Source organism: Pseudobacillus wudalianchiensis (genome assembly GCF_001685015.1).
In the GTDB taxonomy this organism is placed as follows: Bacteria; Bacillota; Bacilli; order Bacillales; family Domibacillaceae; genus Pseudobacillus; species Pseudobacillus wudalianchiensis.
The window spans coordinates 57,114-81,891 of sequence record NZ_MAYT01000023.1 but is presented as its reverse complement, the minus strand read 5'-3'; the positions used below and the strand labels follow the sequence as shown (position 1 = coordinate 81,891).

Annotated in this window: 23 protein-coding genes and 2 riboswitches; of the genes, 14 read left to right on the top strand and 9 right to left on the bottom strand. The window is 41.8% G+C overall.

Going from position 1 to position 24,778, the window contains the following annotated elements:
- Window positions 1–174 precede the first annotated feature (174 nt).
- The 5 genes from A8F95_RS10970 to metC all read left to right on the top strand — a co-directional run bounded on the left by A8F95_RS10970 (window position 175) and on the right by metC (window position 5,254).
- Window positions 175–960, top strand: coding sequence for an ABC transporter ATP-binding protein (locus A8F95_RS10970; protein WP_065410544.1), 786 nt, complete (start codon window positions 175–177; stop codon window positions 958–960).
- Window positions 944–1,702: an ABC transporter permease gene (locus A8F95_RS10965; protein WP_049661189.1), complete on the top strand. Its 759-nt coding sequence runs from the start codon at window positions 944–946 to the stop codon at window positions 1,700–1,702. The genes A8F95_RS10970 and A8F95_RS10965 overlap by 17 nt, the downstream gene beginning before the upstream one ends.
- A gap of 26 nt (window positions 1,703–1,728) precedes the next feature.
- Window positions 1,729–2,730 (top strand): aliphatic sulfonate ABC transporter substrate-binding protein, encoded by a 1,002-nt coding sequence (locus A8F95_RS10960; RefSeq protein WP_065410543.1) that lies wholly within the window; start codon window positions 1,729–1,731, stop codon window positions 2,728–2,730.
- Window positions 2,731–2,799: 69 nt separating this feature from the next.
- Window positions 2,800–2,903: riboswitch (SAM riboswitch) on the top strand.
- Window positions 2,904–2,972: 69 nt separating this feature from the next.
- Window positions 2,973–4,079 carry a methionine biosynthesis PLP-dependent protein gene (locus A8F95_RS10955; RefSeq protein ID WP_065410542.1) on the top strand — a complete coding sequence of 369 codons (1,107 nt, stop codon included), beginning with the start codon at window positions 2,973–2,975 and terminating at the stop codon, window positions 4,077–4,079.
- Between the two features lie 5 nt (window positions 4,080–4,084).
- Window positions 4,085–5,254: a cystathionine beta-lyase gene (gene metC / locus A8F95_RS10950; protein ID WP_065410897.1), complete on the top strand. Its 1,170-nt coding sequence runs from the start codon at window positions 4,085–4,087 to the stop codon at window positions 5,252–5,254.
- 49 nt (window positions 5,255–5,303) lie between these two features.
- On the opposite strand, the gene A8F95_RS10945 is transcribed toward metC, so the two are convergent.
- The 4 genes from A8F95_RS10945 to A8F95_RS10930 all read right to left on the bottom strand — a co-directional run bounded on the left by A8F95_RS10945 (window position 5,304) and on the right by A8F95_RS10930 (window position 7,343).
- On the bottom strand, window positions 5,304–5,561 hold the full coding sequence (locus A8F95_RS10945) for a GlsB/YeaQ/YmgE family stress response membrane protein (RefSeq protein WP_049661200.1): 258 nt from the start codon (window positions 5,559–5,561) through the stop codon (window positions 5,304–5,306).
- Window positions 5,562–5,590: 29 nt separating this feature from the next.
- Entirely contained in the window at window positions 5,591–5,848 is a 258-nt protein-coding gene (locus A8F95_RS10940) for a GlsB/YeaQ/YmgE family stress response membrane protein (RefSeq protein WP_049661203.1), read from the bottom strand.
- A gap of 29 nt (window positions 5,849–5,877) precedes the next feature.
- A complete protein-coding gene (locus tag A8F95_RS10935; protein WP_049661203.1) occupies window positions 5,878–6,135 on the bottom strand; it encodes a GlsB/YeaQ/YmgE family stress response membrane protein in 258 nt (85 codons plus the stop codon).
- 149 nt (window positions 6,136–6,284) lie between these two features.
- A complete protein-coding gene (locus A8F95_RS10930; protein ID WP_065410541.1) occupies window positions 6,285–7,343 on the bottom strand; it encodes an FUSC family protein in 1,059 nt (352 codons plus the stop codon).
- Between the two features lie 253 nt (window positions 7,344–7,596).
- Here A8F95_RS10930 and A8F95_RS10925 point away from each other — a divergent pair, with 253 nt between their 5' ends.
- The 5 genes from A8F95_RS10925 (at window position 7,597) to A8F95_RS10905 (ending at window position 15,379) form a co-directional block, all read left to right on the top strand.
- Window positions 7,597–7,839 carry a YueH family protein gene (locus A8F95_RS10925; RefSeq protein ID WP_065410540.1) on the top strand — a complete coding sequence of 81 codons (243 nt, stop codon included), beginning with the start codon at window positions 7,597–7,599 and terminating at the stop codon, window positions 7,837–7,839.
- Between the two features lie 93 nt (window positions 7,840–7,932).
- A complete protein-coding gene (locus A8F95_RS10920) occupies window positions 7,933–9,519 on the top strand; it encodes a peptide chain release factor 3 (protein WP_065410539.1) in 1,587 nt (528 codons plus the stop codon).
- A 176-nt stretch (window positions 9,520–9,695) separates the two neighbouring features.
- The gene (gene nhaC / locus A8F95_RS10915; RefSeq protein WP_065410538.1) at window positions 9,696–11,075 is read left to right on the top strand and encodes a Na+/H+ antiporter NhaC; all 1,380 of its coding nucleotides are present in this window, start codon (window positions 9,696–9,698) and stop codon (window positions 11,073–11,075) included.
- 183 nt (window positions 11,076–11,258) lie between these two features.
- Window positions 11,259–14,330 carry an efflux RND transporter permease subunit gene (locus tag A8F95_RS10910; protein WP_065410537.1) on the top strand — a complete coding sequence of 1,024 codons (3,072 nt, stop codon included), beginning with the start codon at window positions 11,259–11,261 and terminating at the stop codon, window positions 14,328–14,330.
- A 67-nt stretch (window positions 14,331–14,397) separates the two neighbouring features.
- Window positions 14,398–14,560, top strand: a riboswitch (yybP-ykoY riboswitch).
- 39 nt (window positions 14,561–14,599) lie between these two features.
- Window positions 14,600–15,379: a TerC family protein gene (locus tag A8F95_RS10905; protein WP_065410536.1), complete on the top strand. Its 780-nt coding sequence runs from the start codon at window positions 14,600–14,602 to the stop codon at window positions 15,377–15,379.
- 35 nt (window positions 15,380–15,414) lie between these two features.
- On the opposite strand, the gene A8F95_RS10900 is transcribed toward A8F95_RS10905, so the two are convergent.
- From A8F95_RS10900 to A8F95_RS10885, 4 genes are all read right to left on the bottom strand, one after another.
- A complete protein-coding gene (locus A8F95_RS10900; protein WP_065410535.1) occupies window positions 15,415–15,915 on the bottom strand; it encodes a C40 family peptidase in 501 nt (166 codons plus the stop codon).
- A gap of 15 nt (window positions 15,916–15,930) precedes the next feature.
- Window positions 15,931–17,664, bottom strand: coding sequence for a DL-endopeptidase inhibitor IseA family protein (locus A8F95_RS10895; RefSeq protein WP_176713673.1), 1,734 nt, complete (start codon window positions 17,662–17,664; stop codon window positions 15,931–15,933).
- Window positions 17,665–17,754: 90 nt separating this feature from the next.
- On the bottom strand, window positions 17,755–19,080 hold the full coding sequence (locus tag A8F95_RS10890; protein WP_176713672.1) for a sensor histidine kinase: 1,326 nt from the start codon (window positions 19,078–19,080) through the stop codon (window positions 17,755–17,757).
- A gap of 41 nt (window positions 19,081–19,121) precedes the next feature.
- Window positions 19,122–19,817: a response regulator transcription factor gene (locus A8F95_RS10885; protein WP_065410532.1), complete on the bottom strand. Its 696-nt coding sequence runs from the start codon at window positions 19,815–19,817 to the stop codon at window positions 19,122–19,124.
- Between the two features lie 270 nt (window positions 19,818–20,087).
- On the opposite strand from A8F95_RS10885, the gene A8F95_RS10880 reads away from it, so the two are divergent.
- The 4 genes from A8F95_RS10880 to A8F95_RS10865 all read left to right on the top strand — a co-directional run bounded on the left by A8F95_RS10880 (window position 20,088) and on the right by A8F95_RS10865 (window position 22,959).
- Window positions 20,088–20,870 carry an extracellular solute-binding protein gene (locus A8F95_RS10880; protein WP_077247325.1) on the top strand — a complete coding sequence of 261 codons (783 nt, stop codon included), beginning with the start codon at window positions 20,088–20,090 and terminating at the stop codon, window positions 20,868–20,870.
- A 22-nt stretch (window positions 20,871–20,892) separates the two neighbouring features.
- Window positions 20,893–21,375, top strand: coding sequence for a COG4315 family predicted lipoprotein (locus A8F95_RS10875; RefSeq protein WP_065410531.1), 483 nt, complete (start codon window positions 20,893–20,895; stop codon window positions 21,373–21,375).
- A 297-nt stretch (window positions 21,376–21,672) separates the two neighbouring features.
- Window positions 21,673–22,227, top strand: coding sequence for an RNA polymerase sigma factor (locus A8F95_RS10870; protein WP_065410530.1), 555 nt, complete (start codon window positions 21,673–21,675; stop codon window positions 22,225–22,227).
- Complete coding sequence (locus A8F95_RS10865) at window positions 22,228–22,959, top strand: anti-sigma factor (protein WP_065410529.1); 732 nt, start codon at window positions 22,228–22,230, stop codon at window positions 22,957–22,959.
- A 59-nt stretch (window positions 22,960–23,018) separates the two neighbouring features.
- Here A8F95_RS10865 and A8F95_RS10860 read toward each other — a convergent pair whose 3' ends face one another.
- Window positions 23,019–24,770, bottom strand: coding sequence for a B12-binding domain-containing radical SAM protein (locus tag A8F95_RS10860; protein WP_065410528.1), 1,752 nt, complete (start codon window positions 24,768–24,770; stop codon window positions 23,019–23,021).
- Window positions 24,771–24,778 lie beyond the last annotated feature (8 nt).

The window sequence follows — 24,778 nt, the reverse complement described above, 5'->3', positions numbered from 1 at the left end:
AGAAGTAATGTGTTTTATTCTATAACATCCCGAAAGGATAATCAACGGAAAAATCAGAAAATTTAATTAAATGTAAAAAATTTTTAGTAAACAATTGACTTTCTATGCATACAGTATATAATACAAATAAATCCGATTAGTTAAATATGATTAATTTAAAAAGACGGTGATCTTATGTTTTTACACATAGATGGTATTAATAAGCAGTTTGTTAATAATAAAGTAGTTAATGATGTACTGGTTGATGTAAACACTACGATAGATGAAGGGGAGTTCGTCTCGATACTTGGTCCTTCAGGCTGTGGGAAGTCAACGTTGTTATCGATGGTAGCGGGCTTAAGTGAAGCGACTTCCGGTGAAATTAAGCTCGAAGGGAAAGCAATTAAAAAGCCGGGGAAAGACCGGGGGATGGTGTTTCAACAAGCCGCCTTATTCCCATGGCTGAACGTCGAAGAAAATGTCATGTTTCCTTTAAAAAAGGAAATGAGCAAAAAAGAGGCGAAAGAAACGGCGCGTAAATTTTTACAAATGGTGCAGCTTTCTCATTACGCCGGCCATTATCCTCATGAGCTGTCAGGAGGAATGCAGCAGCGTGTAGCCATTGCCAGAGCGCTGGCAATGAACCCAAAGGTACTGTTAATGGATGAACCATTTGGTGCATTAGATGAGCAGACACGGGCGCGCATGCATGCAGAGCTTGAAAAAATTTGGATTGAGACACGAAAAACGATTTTATTTGTTACTCATAGCATCTCGGAGTCTATTAAGTTATCAGACCGAATCATCGTCATGGGTACACAGCCAGGAACAACCATTGCGGATATTCCAGTAGATATCCCAAGACCGAGAAGGTTTGATCAAAAAGAAGTGATCCAGCTTGAAAAGAAAATCAGCTTGCTATTGAAAAATGAAATTGACAAAGTAGTAAAAGAGGAACTAGCCTATGCAGCGAATCATTAAACAACTTGTTTTCTTTATCGTTTTATTAATTGCTTGGGAAGGAATCGTGCGGGCAGGCGGCTGGACGCCGGATGTCATGCCAAAGCCGACAGATGTTTGGCAGGCACTCGTTCGCGGATTTGAAGACAAAACATTAATTTATGACTTAATAGCAAGCTTTGAGCGTCTATTTGTCGGGCTGCTTATTTCTCTCGTATTGGGAATTGGCATCGGCATTTTATTAGCTAAATCAAAAACCGCCGATGAAACACTTGGTTCACTTATTTTGGCTCTCCAAAGCGTACCGAGCATCGTATGGCTGCCGCTTGCTATTATGTGGTTTGGCTTAAATGAAAAATCAGTTATTTTCATTGTCGTTCTTGGCGGTACACTCGTGATGACGATCAATATGCGAATGGGCATTAAGAGTGTAGCTCCGCTTTATATTCGGGCGGCGCAGACGATGGGATCACGCGGAATTGACTTGTTCATGAGAGTGATCTTCCCGGCGTCTATTCCTTATGCTGTCACTGGAATAAGGCTGGCCTGGGCATTTGCGTGGCGGGCGTTGATGGCTGCTGAAATTTTAAGTACAGGGCCAGGACTAGGCTATACGTTAAAGTATGCCTCTGACTTCGGGGACATGAGCCTCGTGATCGCTGTCATGATTTTAATTGGCGTCATTGGAAGCATCGTCGATTATGCATTTTTCCAAAGAGTGGAGAAAAATGTTATGCGGCGCTGGGGACTTGAAACAAATTAATATCTTTAGTTAATGGGGGAAACAACATGAAGAAGAAGCTTGGCTATATTGGCTTCATTATGCTTTTGCTAGTTGGCGTATTAGCCGGCTGCAACTCGGCAGAAGAGGGAAAATCAGAAGGCAAAAAGAAAGTGGTCATCGGTTATTTTCCAAACCTTGACCATGTACCGGCTATGATCGCCAGAGAAAAAGGGTACTACGAAGAAGCGCTTGGCAAAGACGTGGATGTTGAATATAAATCTTTTCCAGATGGCGGAGCCTTTATGGTGGCATTGAAAACAGGAGACGTTCAGGCAGGGCTTGTTGGGCCTGGTCCGGTTATGAATAACTTTACGAATGGAGCTGACGTGAAAATTGTGGCTGGCAGCTCTTCAGGCGGTACGGTCATCGTTGCTCGTAAAGACAGCGGCATTAATTCAGTTAAAGACTTTGCCGGTAAAACATTTATCACTCCTGGTGTTGGTTGTACACATGACGTGCAAATGGAAACATTTATAAAAGATTTTGGGCTTGAATCAAATCGCATTGGCGGCAGCTTAAAGCACACGACTGGAAAACCAGCTCAATATGCCGGTTTATTTGAATCAGGTAAAGTCGATCTTGCGGCTGTTCCTGAACCTTGGGGCTCTTTGCTCGTGAAAGAAGAAGGAGCAAAAATTATTGTAGATAGCGACGAAATTTCTTTTGGTACAACACTGCCTAACTCTGTACTTGTGACAAGCGGCAAATTAATTAAAGAGGATCCAGAGCTTGTGCAGCACATTGTAGATGCTCATAAAAAAGCGATCGATTTTATTAACAGCAATCCTGAAGAAGCGAAGAAGCTAACGATTGCAGCGATTAAAAAGGATACGAAGCAAGAACTGGCAAAAGACGTTGTCGATAGCGCATGGGAAAGAATTACGTACACAGCAGATGTGAATGAAAAAGTTGTGCAAGAGTTTGCTAACTCTTCTTATGACTTGAAATTCTTGAAAGAGCAGCCTGATTTCGCGGCATTGATCGATAAACAATTTGCGAAAAAATAAAATATTAGAAAAACTCTTGTCATTTCGATCTTTTTACTGTACATTTAAAAAAAGTCAAAATTTTATAAGTTCTTATCAAGAGAAGCGGAGGGACTGGCCCGATGATGCTTCAGCAACCGGCTGCGTAAAGTCAAGGTGCTAATTCCAGCGGGATCCATCCCGAAAGATGAGAGGAAGATATTAAAAAGCCTTCTTCTTAAGAAGGCTTTTTATTTTTAGGCATACATAAAGGAGAGAAGAACATGTCACGTACACACATCGATACAGTGCTAGCACAAATTGGAAACCGCAGTGAAACAGCAACAGGAACAGTCAATGCACCCGTTTACTTTTCAACAGCTTACCGTCATGAGGGAATTGGACGTTCAACGGGTTATGATTATATTCGTACAGGAAATCCAACACGGCAAATTGTAGAGCAAGCCATTGCAGATTTGGAAGGCGGCGATGCTGGGTTTGCTTTTTCATCGGGGATGGCGGCGATCCAAACTCTGCTGGCATTGGCTGAACCTGGGGATGAGTGGCTTGTTTCCGCCGATTTATATGGCGGGACGTATCGCTTATTTGAGAAAGGGTGGAAAAAGTTTGGACTGTCATTTGTCTATGACAGCTTTCAAGATATTAACGAAGCGAGGAAGAAAATAACAGAAAAGACAAAAGTCATCTTTCTTGAAACACCTACTAATCCGCTCATGCAGGAGGTAGAGATCGAGTTAGTGGCAGGATTAGCGAAAGAGCATGGGCTGTTGCTCATTGTGGATAATACGTTTTACACTCCATATTTGCAGCGTCCGTTAACGCAAGGAGCTGACATTGTCATCCACAGTGCGACGAAATATTTAGGCGGCCACAATGATGTGCTGGCCGGCTTGATTGCAGTGAAAGGAGAAAAGCTGGCCTTGTCGGTAGGAGAAATGCAGAATGCTATTGGAGCTGTTTTAGCACCGCTTGATTCCTGGCTGTTAATCCGCGGTATGAAAACACTGAGCCTGCGTATGAAGCAGCACGAGCAGAACGCAAAACAGGTCTCAGAATTTCTGCGATGTTGTCCGGAAGTGACAGATGTTCTCTATCCAGGACGAGGAGGAATGCTGTCATTCCGCTTAGAGTCGGAAGCGTGGGTGGATGACTTTTTAAGAAGCTTGAATCTGATTACGTTTGCTGAAAGCCTCGGTGGAGTAGAGAGCTTTATTACGTATCCAGCGACACAGACACACATGGATGTCCCGGAAGAGGTGCGGATTCAAAACGGTGTCTGTAACCGGCTGCTTCGTTTTTCAGTAGGAATTGAACATGCAGAGGATTTAATTGCTGATTTAACACAAGCGTTTAACAAAATGAAGGGGTGAAGATGATGAGTGAGCAGTATTCTTTTCAAACGAAACTATTACACAACAGCCATAAATTTGATGAAGGAACGGGAGCGGTTAGTGTACCCATTCAGCATGCTTCTACCTTTCACCAAAAGGATTTCGATCGGTTCGGCAGCTATGATTACAGCCGTTCTGGGAACCCGACAAGAGAAGCACTGGAAACAGCGATCGCTGAACTAGAGGGCGGCACGCGCGGATTTGCTTTTTCATCAGGCATGGCAGCGATTTCTACCGCTTTCCTTTTGCTTTCTAAAGGAGATCATATATTGATTACGGAGGATGTGTATGGCGGTACGTATCGCATGGTTACAACTGTACTCAACCGTTTTGGGATTGACCATACATTTGTGGATATGACCAATTTACATGAAGTCGCCTCCAATATAAAAGAAAACACAAAATTAATTTACATGGAAACACCGTCTAACCCTTTGTTAAAAGTGACGGACATCAAAGGAATTGTTAAATTGGCAAAAGCAAACAACTGTCTGACATTTGTCGATAATACATTTTTGACACCAGCTTTACAGCGTCCGCTTGATCTTGGTGTTGATCTTGTTCTGCATAGTGCGACGAAGTTCTTATCGGGTCATAGTGATGTACTAGCTGGGCTTGCCGTCACAAAGGATAAAGAGCTTGGTGACCGCTTGTACGCTTTGCAAAACTCATTCGGTGCTGTACTTGGTGTCCAAGATGCTTGGCTCGTGCTTCGGGGATTAAAAACTCTCCACGTGCGTCTTGAGCAATCTTCTAAATCAGCACAAGTCTTGGCCGAATTTTTACAACAGCATGAGCTAGTAGAAAAAGTGTATTACCCTGGATTGTCTGATCATGAAGGGCATGTTGTTCATTCCTATCAATCCACTGGACCGGGAGCTGTCCTTTCCTTTGAATTAAAGGACGAAGAGGCTGTACGGAAGTTTGTTAATCATGTGAAAATCCCGGTGTTTGCGGTGAGCCTCGGGGCGGTAGAGTCAATCTTATCTTATCCGGCAAAAATGTCCCATGCGGCTATGCCAAGAGAAGAGCGATATAAAAGAGGAATTACGGATGGCTTGTTAAGGCTGTCAGTCGGTTTGGAATCGGTGGAAGATTTAATCGCTGATTTCGAAGAAGCCTTTAAAGCCGTGGAATCACCTGTTTCGTTATAATAGAAAAAACCGGAAAGCATCGGCTTTCCGGTTTTTTCTATTATAATCATTAAGCACGGTCACGGCTCATACTTCTCATAATAAAGCTAACAACAAACACAAGGATAATCGCACCGATTAATGCTGGGATAATCGCCATACCGCCGATATCTGGACCCCAGTCGCCAAGAAGTGCACCACCGATCCAAGCACCGATAATACCAGCAATAATATTACCAATAATACCTCCAGGAATATCCTTACCTAAGATTAGACCAGCTAACCAGCCGATAATTCCTCCAACGATTAAAAACATTATAAAGCCCATTTTGTTTCCTCCTTACTTTATTAACATTATTAAGCACGGTCGCGGCTCATACTTCTCATAATAAAGCTAACAATAAACACAAGGATGATTGCACCAATTAACGCTGGGATAATCGCCATACCGCCGATATCTGGACCCCAATCGCCAAGAAGCGCACCACCGATCCAAGCACCGATAATACCAGCAATAATATTACCAATAATACCTCCAGGAATATCCTTACCTAAGATTAGACCAGCTAACCAGCCGATAATTCCTCCAACGATTAAAAACATTATAAAGCCCATTTTGTTTCCTCCTTACTTTATTAACATTATTAAGCACGGTCGCGGCTCATACTTCTCATAATAAAGCTAACAATAAACACAAGGATGATTGCACCAATTAACGCTGGGATAATCGCCATACCGCCGATATCTGGACCCCAATCGCCAAGAAGCGCACCACCGATCCAAGCACCGATAATACCAGCAATAATATTACCAATAATACCTCCAGGAATATCCTTACCTAAGATTAGACCGGCTAACCAGCCGATAATTCCTCCAACGATTAAAAACATTATAAAGCCCATTTTGTTTCCTCCTTACTTTTTTTATTATTCCGTGCTTGGTTTATTTATTCCCGAATAGATGCATATAAAACACAGAAAGTCAACTAAAAAAATAAAAAACTTTTCCAAAAATGGTTTATTATTTCACAAAGTGGGAAGAAACAACGGATTTATTTTCTATAATCGTATAACGGAGGAGATGACTGCTTTTGCAAGAAAGTAGAATGAGATTGTAATTCTTCTGCCAATTCAAAAATCGAGAGCCATTCATAAAGAAGAGAAATTTCAATAGAAAAAAGCCGGTTCATTTCCCCGGATTCCATACCTGCCTCTGCCTTCGCATACCAAAATTCTTCCATAATAGGGTTCATGCTTTCATGTAAAGAGGTGTCCGCCTTTTTATCAGGATGTTCAATAAAAGAAGCTAACATCCGTATAGATTGTCGAATACGATCTCTTTGCTCTGGACTCCAAAAGAGAGGATCAGGCTCCAAAGAGATCATGTTCCCCAGATGAAAATGAATTTGCTGTAATGTTTCCAGTTTTTTGAAGTTAAAATGAACGTTACGCCTGTCTTCCTGCGTGAAACGATGATAGCGCCACTCTTCTCTTTGAAAGTGGCACAGTGTTTCTGCTTTTTCGAATAAATGCTGATCCGACTGATAGATGAACTTAAATTGATCGGCACTTTTTTCCTCTAAAAGAGCACGAGTTACATCTATTAAAAGCTGTGCTGTTCTCGTATGGAGCATATCCACCTTTTTTGCAATTTCTGTTGAATAATTAGGCGGCATGATCAATAAATTTACGAGCGTAGAAACGATCAGACCAATACTTGTTGTGCCTAATCTTGTGAAGAAAGCATGGGCAAAGTGGGCCTCTGTTACTTCAATCATTGCAATGGCTGACAAGGTAGCGACAAGCAGACCAGCGTCCAGTTTTAGTTTTGAACACGTAAAAATGGTTAATACGGCTGCTAATGTAAAGGTGAGAGCGCTATGCCCGAATAAGTATGTAAATAACATAGCGTAACCGGCTCCAATAATAGAAGCGGGAAAGCGAATCAAGCCTTTTTGAATCGAAGCAGCTGCTGTTGGCTCAATCGTGACGATTGCCGTAATAACGGCAAAAACGGGCGGCCAGCCGAGTGCTTCGCATAAGAGAGCAGTAATGAAAACAGCTGCCCCTGTTTTAATGATCCGGCTGCCGGGAAGTCGGAAAATATGCATAAAAACACCTGTATTCTTTCATTTCTTTCGTATACCCGAGTATATCATACAGATCGGATCATTTTGGAAGGAAATACGGATGCCAAAAAATACCATGAGGATCATTTATTTTTCCGCCATCTTTTCTTGTCAGCCCTGCAAGTGTATAGTTTATAATGAAATAATGAATGAACAGCAATTTACTTGCCCGTCAAAACATTAAGTTTCTTATATATAATCTATAGGGCAGAGTCTTACTTGAGGGTGGTTAAACATGAAAATCAGAAAAAGCTATTCAGATGGTGAGGAAACCAAAGTATTTATTTATGAAAATAAAAAGGAGGAAACATTTGTAGTCGCAGTTCCTTCTATTGAATGGTCCAATTCTTTTACTTATGAGGAGACAGGAGAAAAGCTGATCGATCGTCTGGCTGCTTCTTTGAATGGAACAGCTTTGGACGAACAAGCTGCCTCTGAAATGGCTCATCGTATCTATCAGTGGACATGTGAAATGTAATGGACGTATAGCACTTTTTCCGTTATATTAATTTCTTGGAGGAAGTGAAACGACAGGCGAACGGATTTTATTTTTGAAAGGATTGGCTGCCATATGGCTTCATTAAAAGAAGAGGTTCTCTCCAGGAGAACATTTGCAATTATCTCCCACCCGGATGCGGGGAAAACAACATTAACGGAGAAGCTTCTCCTATTCGGAGGAGCAATTCGTGATGCGGGTACAGTAAAAGGGAAAAAAACTGGCAAGTTCGCTACATCAGACTGGATGGAAATTGAAAAACAACGGGGGATTTCGGTTACCTCTTCTGTTATGCAATTCCATTATCATGATTGTCACGTTAATATCCTTGACACACCAGGGCATGAGGATTTCAGTGAAGATACGTACCGGACATTAATGGCGGTAGACAGTGCCGTCATGATCATTGATGCGGCAAAAGGGATCGAGGCACAGACAAAGAAATTATTTAAAGTATGTAAAATGCGAGGAATCCCGATTTTTACGTTTATTAATAAATTAGACCGTCAAGCAAAGCCGCCGCTTGAGTTATTAGCTGAGCTTGAAGAAGTGCTCGGTATTGAATCTTATCCGATGAACTGGCCGATTGGGATGGGAAAAGAGTTTTTCGGTATTTATGACCGTTTTAATGAACGGATCGAACAGTTCCGTACGGAAAAAGAAGAAGACCGCTTTCTTCCGCTTAATGAAGAGGGAGAATTAGCGGTTAATCATGAGATTAAAAAATCTGCTTTGTATGATCAGATGCTTGAGGAAATCATGCTGCTAGAGGAAGCAGGCAATGAATTTTCTAAAGAGAGAATTGCGGAAGGGGAGTTGACCCCTGTCTTCTTTGGAAGTGCGTTGACAAACTTCGGTGTTCAGACGTTTTTAGAGACGTATTTGCAATTTGCTCCTCCTCCTCAGCCGCGACAGTCGGATCAAGGAGAAATTGATCCTGTTAATGAACAATTTTCTGGATTTATCTTTAAGATCCAAGCGAACATGAATCCTGCTCACCGTGACCGGATTGCCTTCTTCAGGATTTGCTCTGGAAAATTTGAACGGGGCATGAGCGTCACGCTGACAAGAACGGGCAAAACATCAAAAGTATCTCAATCAACACAGTTTTTAGCAGACGACCGCAGCACGGTAAATGAAGCGGTTAGTGGGGACATCATTGGTTTATACGATACAGGAAATTATCAGATTGGCGACACGCTTGTAGGCGGAAAACCACTTTTTCAATATGAAAAGCTTCCGCAATTCGCCCCTGAGCTGTTCGTTAAAGTGAGCGCTAAAAATGTGATGAAGCAAAAAAGCTTTCATAAAGGAATTGAACAATTAGTGCAAGAGGGAGCCATCCAACTATACAAGACGCTGCATACGGAAAATTATATTCTCGGCGCAGTTGGCCAGCTGCAGTTTGAAGTATTTGAACATCGGATGAAAGGTGAATATAATTCTGAAGTCGTTATGGAGCCGATGGGCTCTAAAATTGCCCGTTGGATTGAGAATGAAGAGGACGTTAAGGAAAGCCTGTCAAGCTCGCGCAGCTTGCTCGTGAAAGACCGGCACGGAAAGCTCGTCTTTTTATTTGAAAATGACTTTGCGCTCCGCTGGTTCCAGGATAAGAATGAACACATTAAACTTTATCATCCACTAGATGAAAAATCATATTAATTATAACGTTTTATTAAAAACCAGTTTGTCTTTAGGACAGACTGGTTTTTTCTAAAAGTTGTTATGTTAAAAAAATGATTGACAGTAAAATCATCGTCGTTAATAATGAATAGTGTTACTTCAACGCATAAAAGCGTTCAAGCAAAAAAGTTAGTGACAACATTGAGGTGGACATAATGTTTAAGATTCAACCAAGAGTGAGGCCTTCTTTGCCAGCGGCACTCTTTTTAACAGCTGTTATTGTGGCCTTGATTAGCTTCTCAATTGTAAAGCTCGAATCGGTGCCCCATATTCCTATTTTGCTGTCTATATTTGTTCTGTTATCATTCGGTGCTCTGAAAAAAATTCCGTTAAAGACAATGGAAGAGGGAATGATTGAAGGGGCAAAAAGTGGGATGGGGGCTGTTTTCATCTTTTTTCTTATTGGCGTATTGATTAGCAGCTGGATCATATCGGGAACCATTCCTACAATGATTTATACTGCTTTCAGTCTCGTCACACCGAATTTTTTTTATAGCATTGTTTTTATCGTGACGGCTATTGTTGGACTTGGGATTGGAAGCTCTTTAACAACGGTGGCGACGATAGGGGTGGCTTTTATCGGGGTAAGCCAGGCAGTGGACGCTTCAGCTGCTATTACAGCCGGAGCGATTGTGTCTGGAGCTTTCTTCGGTGATAAAATGTCCCCGTTGTCAGACACAACAAATCTGGCGGCTTCGATCGTGGGCGTTGATTTATTTACACATATTCGAAATATGTGTTGGACAACCGTTCCGGCTTTTCTGATTACGCTCGTCTTATTCGGGATTGTTTCGCCAGAAGTTGAACAGACACAGTTTCCAAAAGTAGAAGCGATTAAAGCCGCATTAAGTGAAATGAACTTAATTCACTGGGATGCATGGCTGCCGCTCGTGCTGCTTTTCTTCTTATCTATAAAGAAGGTATCGCCGATTGTGACACTTGCCTTAAGTTCAGCCTTTGGTGTTCTTTTGTCCTTTTTTCATTCTGATAGAACGCTCGCTGAAATATGGAATATCTTGTTTTCCGGCTTTGTTTCTAAGACAGGCAACGCAGATGTTGATGCTTTGCTCACAAGGGGCGGAATGGACAGCATGATGTTTACTGTTTCACTCGTTTTGTTATCTTTGGGTCTCGGTGGATTGCTATTCTCCCTTGGTATCGTGCCCCGTCTTTTTGAAGCGATTGAACATTATTTAAGAAAAGTCGCCAGCACTGTAGCCGCCGCCGCCCTCTCCGCCATTGGCATTAATTTTGTTATTGGTGAACAGTACTTATCGATCTTGCTGACAGGAGAGGCTTTTCAGCGGCAGTTTGAAAAAGTCGGGTTAGCTCGAAAAAATTTATCTAGAACACTAGAAGATGCTGGTACAGTGATTAACCCGCTCGTTCCTTGGGGAGTATGCGGTGTATTTATCACAAAAATGCTTGGCGTGGCCACGATCGCTTATGTGCCATTTGCCTTTTTCTGTTTGCTAAGCCCGCTGCTCACCATTTTATATGGAGTAACAGGGTGGACATTAACGAAAAAAGAATAGTTTTATGGAAAAGAGCATGCAATGGAATGAACTGCACCCGACACAACAGTTGGGTGCAGTTTTTTATGATCTTTGAAGGGAATCCTTTTTCTGCCGTTTAAAGTTGAACAGCGCATAGCGGTGCATTATAGTTAAAAGGGTAGCTGTAAACAAAGCGAAGAAAACCGTGAAAGGAGATTTATTTTGAGAATCAGTAACTTTTCTATTAAGAGGCCTGTTTTTACAACAGTGGTGATGTTTTTAGTTATTATTCTCGGTGTGGTCTCTTTATTAAAAATACCGCTAAAATTGATACCGGATATTAATCCCCCGGTTGCTGTTGTTGTCACTTCTTACGAAGGGGCTAGTCCGGTTGAGATCGTTGAAAAAGTAACAAAACCTCTAGAAGAAAGTTTATCTACGCTTCCAGGAATCAAAAATATTACATCAACAACAAGGGAAGGCTCTAATTTCATTTTGATGGAATTTTCCTGGAGTACCAAAATTGATGATATTCAATCAGATGTTCTCCAGCGAATTGATCAAACACCTCTTCCGAAGGATGTACGCAAGCCGCAATTTCTGAAGTTTGATCCGTCCCAATTCCCCATTATTCAATTGTCTTTGCAGTCTGTTAAAAATGAAGGCGAATTACAAAAGTTAGCCGATCAATTAGAAAAAGATCTTATGACGGTAGAAGGAGTCGCCAGTGTAAATGTTTCCGGCACGCTGGAAGAAGAAATTGTGATTCAGCTTGACGAGAAAAAGATGGAGCAGTATAACTTAGCCCAGTCAGATATTGTACAACTGGTCCAGGCTAACAATATTTCGCTTCCGGGAAGCCCTGTTGAATCGGACGGCATGTCCTTAACGACGAGAATTGTCAGTCAGCTGACAAGTATAGAGAATGTGAAGAAACTAGTAGTGACGGTTAATCCGCTTACCGGAGAAGAAATTATCATTGGCGATGTAGCTGCAGTGGAGTCGAAAAGAAAAGACACCGGCAGTTTAACAAGGGCTAATGAGCGTCCAGCTGTTCTCTTGAGTGTCTTACAGCAGGCGGATGCTAATACCGCGGAAGTGTCCAAGCAGTTTCAAAAGAAGTTAGATGAATTGATGAAAGAAAAGCGCTATGAGAGTATCCAGTCAGATATTCTGTTTGACCAAGGGGACTACGTTCGTCTTGCGATTGGAAATATCGGCAGCTCGCTCCTTCTTGGCGGATTGTTAGCGATGCTTGTGTTATTTGCCTTTTTAAGGAATGTAAAAAGCCCTCTTATTATTGGGGTCGCCATTCCTTATTCGGTCATTGTCACGTTTGTACTAATGTATTTCGCTGACTTTAACTTAAATATTATGACGCTCGGAGCGCTGGCATTAGGGATCGGAATGCTTGTAGATAATGCGATCGTCGTCATTGAAAATATTTACCGTCACTTATCGATGGGAAAAGATTCCCGGCAGGCAGCCCGAGACGGTGCCAAGGAAGTAGGAGCAGCCATCACCGCTTCCACCTTAACGACAGTAGCCGTCTTTTTGCCGGTTGTCTTCATTTCGGGGATTCTCGGACAAATATTTAAAGAATTCGCTTTAACGATTTCTTTTAGTCTCGCGGCTTCTTTAATCGTTGCTTTAACTGTTATTCCGATGATGGCAAGCCGCTGGCTGAAACTCCCTGAATCTCAAAGACATGCAAAGAAAGAATCAAAGATTGCTCAGCGTTATGAATCAGCGATCCGCTGGTCATTGCATCACCGGCCGCTCGTTATTGTCGTATCCCTTGTTATGCTGATTGCTGGGGGATGGGGATTGACAACGGTTGGATCTCAATTTCTGCCAGCAACCGATGAAGGTTTTTTTAACATTAGATTGGACGTCGAGCACGGTACTTCTTTAAAGGAAACGAATAAAGTCGTAAAAGCAGTAGAGAAAGAGCTTAGAAAGGAAAAAGACGTAGATGTATATGTCAGTCTTGTCGGTTCGACTCAAGAAGATTCGTTTAGAGGCACCGGGTCGTCTAATAAAGCAGAGTTATATGTAAAGCTGAAGCCGCTTGAAAAGAGAAATCGTTCTGTCTTTGCGTTTGTTGATGATGTAAAGCCGGATGTCGAAAAGGCAGCCCATCAGGTGAATCCTACGGCGGAAGTCACCTTCAATATGCAGTCAGCTTCTGGATCCAGTCCACAAACGTTAACGTTTAACGTACGGGATGCTAATCCGGAACGCTTGGATAAAATCGTTCAAGAGGTCGAGAAAGCAGTTAAGGATATAGATGAAATAACAGAGGTGTCAACGAATAGAGAGGAAACGGTAAAAGAAGTACAAATAAAGGTAAAACGAGATCAAGCACTCGCGGCCGGTCTTGCTCCAGCGCAGGTAGCTTCTATTGTGAACGATGCAACAAGAGGGGTGCCTGCTACCCAAATTATTAGTCAAAATTCAGCCGTCCAAACTGTTGTTGTCCGTTATGATGAACGAGTAACAAAAAAGATAGAAGCATTAAAGAAATTACTTATAAAAACGCCGGCCGGCAACTTTTATCCACTTGAGCAATTGGCAGATATTGAAGTGAAACAAGGACCGATCATTATTCAGCGTATTAATCAACAGGAAGCTGTCCAGTTCTCAACAAAATACCTATCCGACACGAATTTAGGAGCCGTTTCTGACAAGGTAGATGAAAAGCTTGCTGCGCTCGACTTGCCTGAGGAAACGACCATCACGTTTGGCGGCGACCGGGAATTGCTGGAAAGCTCTATTGATGATATGATGTTGGCGCTCGTTTTGGCTATCGTCTTGATTTATATTGTGATGGCTGCTCAATATGAATCGTTTAAATATCCATTTGTCATTATGTTCACCGTTCCATTGATGGTCGTCGGCGTCGCAATTGCACTGACGATTACGAGAACGCCTATTAGCATACCGGCTGTAATCGGTATCCTTATCCTTGCTGGTATTGTTGTGAATAATGCGATCGTGATCGTGGATTACATTATCCAAAGAAAACGGAGCGGTCTAAGCAGTTATGAGGCGATCATCGAATCAGCTAAAGACAGGGCTCGCCCCATTTTAATGACCGCTTTAACGACCATTCTTGGTCTCGTACCGCTCGCAGCCGGTATTGGCGGTGGAACAGAAATTAACCAGCCGATGGGGATCACCGTGATCGGCGGGCTGCTGTCAAGTACGTTTCTAACGCTGTTTGTCATTCCTGTCGTCTACAGCTTCTTTGATAAAGAGACACGAAAGATAAATAAAAAGGTAAATAAGTAGATAAAAATTGTTTACAAGCTGGGCAGGAAGATTTATACTAAAGATACAAACAACAGAATCTTCAATGACGAAAGTCAAAGGGGAGTAGCGTTAGGTATTTTACCTAAAACAAAGTCGTCAATTCATGGATCGTATCCATCGGCTTTGTTGACATGAGTGTAAGCATGTCCAGCAAGACCTTTGCCTATTATAGGCAGAGGTCTTTTTTGTTGTTTAAATTTGGTAAGTTTGGAGAAAAATACTAAAGGATTACAGGAGGGGATTTACTTATGGATGCAGCAATGTTACTAGAGTATGGCTGGGTGCTGCTCGTGCTAATTGCACTTGAGGGCATTCTTGCCGCTGACAATGCCGTCGTTATGGCAGTGATGGTGAAGCACTTGCCAAAAGAACAACAAAAGAAAGCTTTATTTTATGGATTGCTTGGGGCCTTTATTTTCCGTTTTATCGCTTTGTTCCTTATTACGTTTTTAGTGAAAGTGTGGCAGGTCCAAGCGATTGGCGCTCTTTACTTATTCTTCATCTCGTTTAACCATCTTTACAAAACATGGAAGAATAAAGGAAATGATGGAGTAGAGGAGCATGAAGTCAAAGAATCGAAAGGCTCTTCTTTCTGGGTGACTGTATTAAAGGTAGAAATAGCGGATATCGCTTTTGCTATTGATTCGATGCTTGCAGCTGTCGCTTTAGCGGTTACATTGCAGCCAAGCGGCTGGTTCCATATCGGCGGTATTGACGCTGGCCAGTTTCTCGTTATGTTCCTTGGTGGATTAATTGGTGTTGTCATCATGCGTTTTGCTGCTACTTGGTTCGTTAAATTGCTGCAAAGCTATCCAACTTTAGAAACAGCCGCCTTCCTGATTGTCGGTTGGGTTGGTGTTAAATTAGCGGTATTTACTTTATCGCACCCGAAAGTTCATATTCTGGATGAGCATTTCCCTGAATCGACACCATGGAAATTAACATTCTGGATTGTGCTTGTCGCTATTGCTCTTGGCGGTTACCTATTTGCTAGAAAAAAAGGGCCGGTTAATGTACCGGCAGAATAATACAAAAAGCGCAGCAGATTGCTGCGCTTTTTAAATTACTTGACGATTCTTTTCGCACCTACAAATTTTGTTTTCCAATAGTTATTGTTCATATCAATAATCGTGACACCGCTTTTTGTAGAGACGCCGATCATTTGGTTTTTATCTAAATAGATCGCTACAAAGCTGACTGTATTGCCTTTTTTGCCTGTTGTATTATAGAAAACCAAGTCGCCTTTTTTAAGTTTATCTTTAGCAACCGGTACACCTTTTTTATAAATTTCGGCTGAGTTGCGTGGCAGCTTTACGCCATATTTTCCAAATACGTGTTGAACATATCCAGAAGCATCAAATCCTTTAATAGTCGTTCCGCCAACTTTAAAAGGTACACCTTTGAGCTTGAGAGCATAATCTGTAATGTTTTTAATTTGTTGCTCTGGCGTAAGTTGTGGAGCTGTTTGTTTTACCGGAGCAGCAGGAGCTTTCGCCAATACAGAAGTCCCTGCAGAGCATACCATCATTGCTGCTAATCCTAATCCCATTAATTTCTTTTTCATTGTAATTCCTCCATTTTAAAATAATTGTGGCTCCGTATGAATTTTCCAGCCACTATTTGTTTTTTTATAGACAATATGAACAACTTCAACGTTTGGGCCTTCTCCTATAGGCACATAGGCGTCATATTCCTTCTCGGTCTCTGATTCTTTTGTTAACTGTATTCTCGCTTTACTATAGTTAGCTAAAGATCCGCTATCTGCGTTTGGCTGAGCGAGTCGTCCGTGATATTCAACAATTCTGGCTCGCTCAATCATTTGGCTGACCGCCTCTGAAGTGAAATCAGTTTCGAGGTAGGAGAAAAGCTTTTTTTGTGTATCAAGATCTTTTCCTAAATAACGATAATCAGTGTTATGATAGGTGAAGGAATAGATTGGTTCCTCAGAAGCTTCAGGTTCTCCACCAGCCATAACATACCAATATTTTCGCTTGGCCTCTTGCATGCTTTTTCTAACCATTTCTTCTTTTAAGCTTGATAGCTCTTTTTCCTGTTTGCCGAAAGCAAAGCTTTGTATCATTTCATCCATATAAGCCAGACACTCATTGTAGACTTGATAAGAAGTGCTATCCGGCTGTGAGGAAAAAGGATGTTCATTCGTTAATCTTGCTGCATAGACTAAGCCATCTTTCTCTGCCAGTTTCATTAAAGGAGCATCTTTTCCTAAGCCCAGCCAGGTTTCCTTCGGATACACTTCGATCGCAAATAGCAAACCTTTCTGGATATGATCGGCAGTAGCATAAATGTTGACTTGTTTTTCCGCTGTCAGCCCCTCATTCTCGTCGGCAACGATCTTTCCTTCAAGCTTTTGCGGGATGCTTAATGAAAAATCTAATGCTTTGTTGTAGTACTCGAAAGCAGGCTCTTGTTTGTTCTTGATGCTTTCCTCAATCTCTTTTTTGAGCTTTTCAAAATGCTCAATTCTTGGCTCAACAGGCTGAGCTTCAATTCCTTTATTAATAGCTTTTAAGGCTTCAGGGCTTTTGCCTGATTTTAATAAAGAGTCGGCTAAATAAAACCAGTAATAAGCAGCATTGGGAACTTCTGTAGCCCGCTCTTGATAGTAAGCTGCCACTCTCGGAAAGTATTCCTGATCAATGGAGCTGTCAGGCGCAAAGTGTGACTGATGCCATCTTTGGATGGTGACTTGGTAGATATCAGCCATTTGTCTTTGCCAAAGAGCGAGATAAATTTTATTTTTATGCTGTTCATTGGTTGTAATTAAATCGAGCTCATGGAAATTGAGGGAACCCATTTTATAAAAAGCCTTCTTTTTAAAAGAGTATACTTCTAAAATGTTTCCTGCTGACTCACCGATCTTCCAGCCTGCCAGCAGCTCAGCCTGCCCGTCTCCATTTACATCAGCGGCGGCGGCCCAGCTGACCGTATAGCCGTTTCCTTTCTTTTCCCATAACTTTTCCCAACGATGATTCTTTTTCTGCAACACTAGCAAGTAAGGAAGAGAGGACTTTGATTTATAAAAAACAAATAGCTCATCTGTCCCGTCTCTGTCAATATCAATTGTTTGAATCGCTTTGCTTCCCACGGGCTCCGTTGGTGTAACAATAACGGCTCCAGAGGGTAAAAAGGGCTTTACAATTGAAAAGAAATTTTTTTCATTAGCTTCTGCTGCTTTAGCAACTTGCGGTGCCTGAATCAGGCTGGCCGGATCAGGCAAGAGATTGCATCCGCTTAGAAGAAGAGCCGCGAGAACGAACAGGCTTGCTATTTTTTTATAATCAATGGCACTCACCTCCTTTTTTTGGTGCTTCTTTATGTTCTTACTATAGCGCATAAAAAGGAAAAAATAGTTATAAAAAGGTTAAAAATAGTTACGTAATCGTTACAAGGGAAGAAACAAATGGACTGTCGTTCCTTGTACTTGTCTGCTTTCAATTTCTATTTCTCCGCCGTGTAAGTGAAGAATTTCCTGGCAAATAGCTAAACCGAGACCGCTGCCAGCTGATTTTGAATGCCCTTTATAAAATTTATCTTTTACCCATTCCAATTCTTCTGCAGAAATTCCCGATCCTGTATCAGAAACACTGATTTTAATGTTTTGATCCTCTATTCCGATGTGAACAGAGATCGTTCCTCCTTGCGGTGTGAATTTAAATGAATTGTCTAATAGGTTGATCAGCACTTGCTTCATTCGATTTTTATCTAGAGAACTATTTGGAATAGAAGATTCATAAGTAAGCTGCAGCTGGATCATCTGCCGTTCTCCACGAGGCTGCATTTGTTGGACCACTTGCCGGCAAATGTCAACGAGAGAAGCTTGTTCGATCGTCAGTTTGATTTTTCCTGATGTCAGGCTGGATAAATCTAATAAATCGCCGACGAGATGAGTGAGCCGGTCGCTCTCAGCTGAAATGATTTCAAGACCTTCTTTTGTTGTTATATCATCTGTGATCTCCTGGAGCGTCACCGCCCATCCTTTAATCGAAGTCAGGGGAGTACGCAGCTCATGTGAAATCGAAGCAATAAATTCATTTTTCAACTGTTCGTGTCTTTCTACTTCGCTCGCCATGTAATTTAGTGTATCGGCTAACTTGCCGATTTCATCATCCTGCCTTTTATGAACCCTTGTGGAAAATCGACCGCTCGCCATCTGTTCAGCCGCTAACGTGATTTCCGTGATCGGCCGTTTAATAGAGCCTGCTAAAAAATAGCTAATCCCCGCAGAGACCGCTACAACGACGGCACCGATAAGAGAAAGAAAGCCTACGTTTTTATAAAAGATGTGTTTCATAGGCTCTAAGGATGTTGTGAACCTGATGATACCGACGGCTTGTCCATTTTTTTTAAGCGGCTGCGAAACAGACATGATCGCTTCTTTATTTTGTTTTGTCTTCCATACTCCAATTTGTCCATTCTTCGCCGCTGTGACATCTGGATCCTGAATCCATTGGGCTGAGGGTTCATAGTTATCGGCCAGGACTTGACCGTTCAGCCCAATGATTTGGGTTCTTGTACTCACAAGAAAGTTATACGTGTCAAGCATTTCTTGAGCATGATCTTCTAGCTTATGACTTTCTAAATAATCGTCATAAAAGTTGGAAAATACGATGCCTTGATCACTTAATGTTTGCTCCACGCTGTCCGTATAGTAGAAGTGCAGGGAGAAAATAATAATGGCCTCAAAAATAAAGACCGTCAAGAGAATCATGAAGAAATAGCTTAAGGTAAGCCTCCTTTTAATCCCTTGTTTCATGTATAGATCCTTTTAAAACGATAGCCGCAGCCCCAAATGGTTTCAATGAAAACAGGATGGGAGGGATCATCTTCAATTTTTTCTCTGAGCCGTCTAATATGAACATCTACTGTTTTGGTGTCACCAAAATAGTTTTCGCCCCACACCTCATTTAGCAATTCATCTCTGCTGATCGGTTCATTTATTTTTGAAAAGAACAATTTTAGTAAATGAAATTCCCGCATCGTCAGTTTAATAGGCTGTTGATGTTTGGTGAGCGTTTGCTCTTTTAAATTGAGCTCAAGGGGACCCGATGTTAAGAGTGGTTCAGGCTCTCGTATACTTTCTGTACGTCTGAGAACAGAACGAATCCGTGCCACAAGTTCAAGCGGATTAAAGGGCTTAACAATATAGTCATCAGCCCCAAGTTCAAGGCCTGTAATCCGATCCATATCCTGCCCGCGAGCAGATAAGATGATGACAGGAAGATGGGGGTGGGCAGCCCGCAGCTTTTCACATACTTCAAGACCGTCTATGTCAGGTAAATTTAAATCCAAAATGACTAAGCTGATTCTTTCCTTATCAATGATCGATAAAGCCTCTTTTCCGTTCGGAGCTTCCTTTGTAGAAAAGTTGGCCCTCTTTAAATTTAAAGCGATAAATTTCCGGATGGATACTTCATCTTCTACAATTAAAATAAGTTGTTCGTTCATGAACTCCTCCACAAAAATAGTCTCATAGATTTAATAATAGCTATTTTTTGCCAAAGATCAATGTGTTTTGACGAGCTTAAATAAGAAGTTTTTATCGTATTGTATGAATAAGAAGCGAATCATATAAGCGAATGACTGCCCTTGTCGGACTATAGGGCTAGAGGGGCATTTGTACAGAAGAGAAAGAAAAGTAAAAAGATTCAAACCGTTCCTTTGTTGAGTTCGTTATTTAATATAGACGGAGTGAAAAAGCAAGGAGAGTGAAGAGGATTGAAGAAGAAAACAATGTTAACCGCAGTCTTCGTGATGATTGTCGCGTTATTTGGAGGGCTGTCATCTGTTTTTTTGCAGAAGGGGGAGGCGATGAATCCTGATGACACTATTAAGGTTTACGGTCCCGGCGGCCCTCTTGCCCCAATGAACGAGCTGGCGGAACAGTTCACGAGAGAAACAGGGATAAAAGTGGAAGTAACAGGCGGACCGGAAGAAAAATGGATTACCCAAGCAAAAGAAGATGCTGATCTTATTTATGGCGGTTCCGAGTATATGCTGACCAATTTTACGATCCAACATCCGGGGATCATTAACGAAAAAACACGAACTGAGCTTTACGCGCGGCCAGTGGGGATTCTAGTTAGAAAAGGAAACCCTAAACACATTCAATCGCTCGGGGACTTAACGAAAAAAGGTGTGAAGATTATTGATGTAAATGGAGCAGGCCAGCTTGGAATGTGGGAAGATCTAGCGGGAAGAAAAGGGCTGATTCCCGGTATTGAAAGAAATATCGCCCTATCCGTTAAAACGAGTGCCGAAGCCATTGATCTTTGGAAAAAGAACTCTAAATATGATGCTTGGATTACTTATGAGTCGTGGCATTATCGGCTGCCTGATGTAACGGATTTAGTACAGCTGCCCGTTCAGGACAAGCTGTACAGAGGCACACCGATTAGTATAACGAACAATTCTGATAACAAGAAAGAAGCAAAAATGTTTATCCAATATTTGAAGAAGAGAACCTCTCATCAAGTGTTTCAAAAATGGGGTTGGCAATAGATTTAAAAGGGAGTGAGCAAAGATGAATAAAAAACGATGGATGGTCTTTCTATTTTCAGCTCTTATTCTTTTAGCTGCCTGTGGAAAGAGCGACAATGCCGCTGAACCGACAAGTGATAAAGGCAAGGATGCGGCGGTCGAGACCGCTGCTGAAGAAACTCAGAACTTGCAGTTGCTCAAAGATCAATCAGCAGGTGAATATCTTGCTGATTCTAAAGGAATGACCCTTTATTATTTTAAGAAGGATGAAGAGGAAAAGAGTCATTGCAGCGGTGAATGCCTGGAGAAATGGCCTCCATTTACAGAAAGTAATTTTGAGGTGCCAGCAGGATTCGAGAAAGAAGATTTTGGGACCATTACAAGGGAAGATAATGGCCAGCAACAAGTTACGTATAAGGGTTATCCGCTGTATTACTTTGCCGGTGATAAACAAGAAGGGGATCTAAAGGGACAAGGGGTGAAAAGTGTTTGGTATATTATAAATAAAAATACAACCTTTCAATAAATCACTCTTTTAGGGAACGACCGCCATGGTGGCGGTCCCAGGCTGTTGAGAAACGCTCGCTTTCTTCGTTGCTCATGACCCTGATGGTCACTCCGCTCCTCGAAAGATAACCGTTTTCAACTAGCCTGAGGAATAGACTATAGACTTTATCTATAACTCTGCGACCGCCATAGTGGCGGTTCTTTATTATGGAATGAATAGAATTTGGCTTCATTAAAGGTGAAGGCTGTTTTTCAATCATCAACTATAACAGAGCTTAAAATGTAAGGATTATCATAGCAAGGAGGGCGGGTCTGTTTGAAGGAAAAAAGTGATGAAGAGTTAATCATACTAGTGATGAAAAAACACCGGTCTGCCCTGGAAGAGTTATATGACCGTTATATAAAATTGATTTATAGCTTTGCCTTTAAATTTGCAAACGGTGATGCAGACTCAACGAAGGAAATGGTTCAGTTAGTGTTTTTGAAACTATGGACAACGAAAAGCTCCTATGACTCTTCAAAAGGAAAATTTGTTAATTGGCTTTTGACCATTACTCGAAACGTGTGCTTGGATTATATTCGAAAAAATAGTCTCCATGTAAAACATACTGAACAAATCCAGGAGCATGCTTCTGCTGAATTGACCAATCCAGTGGACGAAATTGAACAGAGGTTAACACTTAATGCGGTATTGGCTGCTAAAAGCAAGTTAAGTACTGCACAAAAGAGATTGATTGATTTATTTTATTGGAAAGGGTTTTCTCTAACAGAAATTGCTGAAATAGAGAATGAGCCAGTAGGCACAGTGAAAAGCAGGCTGCATCAATCCTTAAAACAATTAAAAAAGTATTTAGAAGTGGAGGATTTGTAAATGGACAGGGAATGTGATCACCTGCTTTCATTTATGGCGGATGACTTAGACCAAAGGGCTAAAAAGAAATTCGAACAGCATTTACATCATTGCCCTGACTGTTCAAAGGAGTATAAAATTATGACGGATATCTGGCATTCCTTATACTTAGATATAGAAGAAAAAGAAGTACCGGAAACGTTAAAATCGGAAGTGATGGCATTTGTTTTTGACGATCAGGAAAAATACGAAAAGACATCCTGGCTGGCTCGTATCAGCCAATGGATGGGATGGCTTTCGAGACAGTTTTCTCCTGTAGCGAGCATAACGGTTTTGTTATTGATGGTTGTTTCGGTCGCTTTAACCATCTCTAATAATCAACTGAGGCATGAAACTATCCAAGGGAACCTTCCTGTCGAAGTAGTCTCCACTTTTTCCTTGCAGGCTGCAGAGCTAGGGAATCCTTTAAATACAGATGGCTCTGCGATTGTGTTGCAGCAAGGAGAAGAAAAAAGGTTAGTTGTCCAAGTAGATGATTTGCCGGAGCTGAACGGTTCGGAGGTCTATCAAGTGTGGTTGTTAAGAAATGGAAAGAGAGAAAATGCCGGGATATTTAAACCGAATAAAAGCGGCGAGGGAGCATTAACGTACGAGCTTGCACACGATACGCAATTCGATCAAATTGGCATTACAGTGGAGCCTGATCCGTATAGCACTGCGCCAAGAGGGAAAAAGATTGTTGGCTCTTCTTGAAGAAATCAAAATAGGCTGATTCGTCCGCTAAGGGACAAATCAGCCTATTTGTATTTAGGTTACATGGCGTTTGCGGCTGCTTCACTTTCCATGAAAAAGAAAGTAGGATGCCCGCTTGCCGGCTCAAAGTAGGCGACAAGATAAGTAGGGCGTTTCAACCAACTGCCTTCTATAAACGACATCGTTAATGGCTCGATCATCGTGTGTTTATAGACGTCTCTTTCTGTTAATCCAAGATTGACAAAGTCCTGACCAAGAAGGAGAGGGTTTTGTAAAATGTTTTGGTATAAAGAAGAGCGTTCTTGTCTAGTAAGTACAGGTTCCCACCAAGGCTTCCGCGGCTTGTACCGCTGATTCAGCAAATAATCGTACTTCATAATGCTTTCAATCTCTGGATACTGATGAGGACGGACTGCAAGTAAAAATTCTCGCAGACGTTTGAATAAGTCCTCTAATTGATGACCAATTCTGCCCCAGCCTTGTTCTTCCCAATAAGCTCCGAACGATTGGAAAAAGTCAAACGGTGTTTCAAAGCAATGAGTGACAATGTATTCAATCGTTTCATTCATCCGATGGTCATTCCAATACTTTTCAAGCACATCTTCAACTTGTTTGATTTTTACGATGTCGGCAAAAGGTAAAAGGTTATTCCCTAAAATCTCGTACGGTGCATGGTCCATGTACACGTAGTCATGTTCCGCTGCACGTATACGCAAGCCGGTGCCGCGAAGCATTTTTAAAAAGCCAAGCTGAAGCTCTTCCGGACGGAGCGCAAAAACATCATTGAACGTTTTGCGGAAGGAATGATAATCCTCTTCCGGTAAGCCGGCAATTAAATCAAGGTGCTGATCGATTTTTCCGCCTTCCTTGACCATTGTAACGGTACGTACAAGCTTCGACCAATTTTGTTTCCGCATAACGAGTTCATTTGTCGTGTCATTTGTTGATTGTACGCCAATTTCGAAGCGGAACAATCCTTTAGGTGCATTTTTGTTGAGAAAATCAATAACTTCCGGCCGCATGATGTCCGCGGTAATTTCAAATTGAAAAACCGTTCCAGGAACGTGCTCATCAATGAGAAATTGAAACATTTCCATTGCATAGCTGCGGCTAATATTAAACGTCCGATCGACAAACTTAATCGTCTTGGCACCGTTTGCCATTAGATAGCGGATATCTTCTTTAATGGCTTCCCGGTTAAAGTAGCGGACACCGACCTCAATGGAAGAAAGGCAAAATTGACAACGGAACGGACAGCCGCGGCTCGTTTCGATATAGGTGATTCTTTTAGACAAATGGGCTTTGTCTTCATCAAATCGAAATGGCGAAGGCAGCTCGCGCAAGTCTAACTTGTTTCGTTGCGGGTTGATTTTTGGCTTTCCATTTTCTAAATAACCAATGCCGCTTACTTTATTCCAATCCTGCTCACCCTTTATTTCATCAAGCAGCTGCTTGAACGTTTCTTCTCCTTCGCCGATTACGATAAAGTCCGCCTCTGGAATTCGTTCAAGCCAATAAGGAACGTCATAAGTCACTTCTGGGCCACCGAGAACAATGATTGTTTCGGGAAGAACCTTTTTCATCATTTTAACGACAGCAAGTGTTTCTTCGATATTCCAAATGTAGCAGCTGAATCCTAGTATATTTGGCTGGCGTTTATAGAGGTCCGTTACAATATTAATAGCAGGATCTTTAATCGTATATTCGGCCAGGTCTACTTGATAATCCGGCTCTGCAAAAGCCCTTAAGTAACGGATAGCCAAATTGGTATGAATATATTTAGCGTTTAATGTGCTGAGAACGACGTTCATGAATCAAC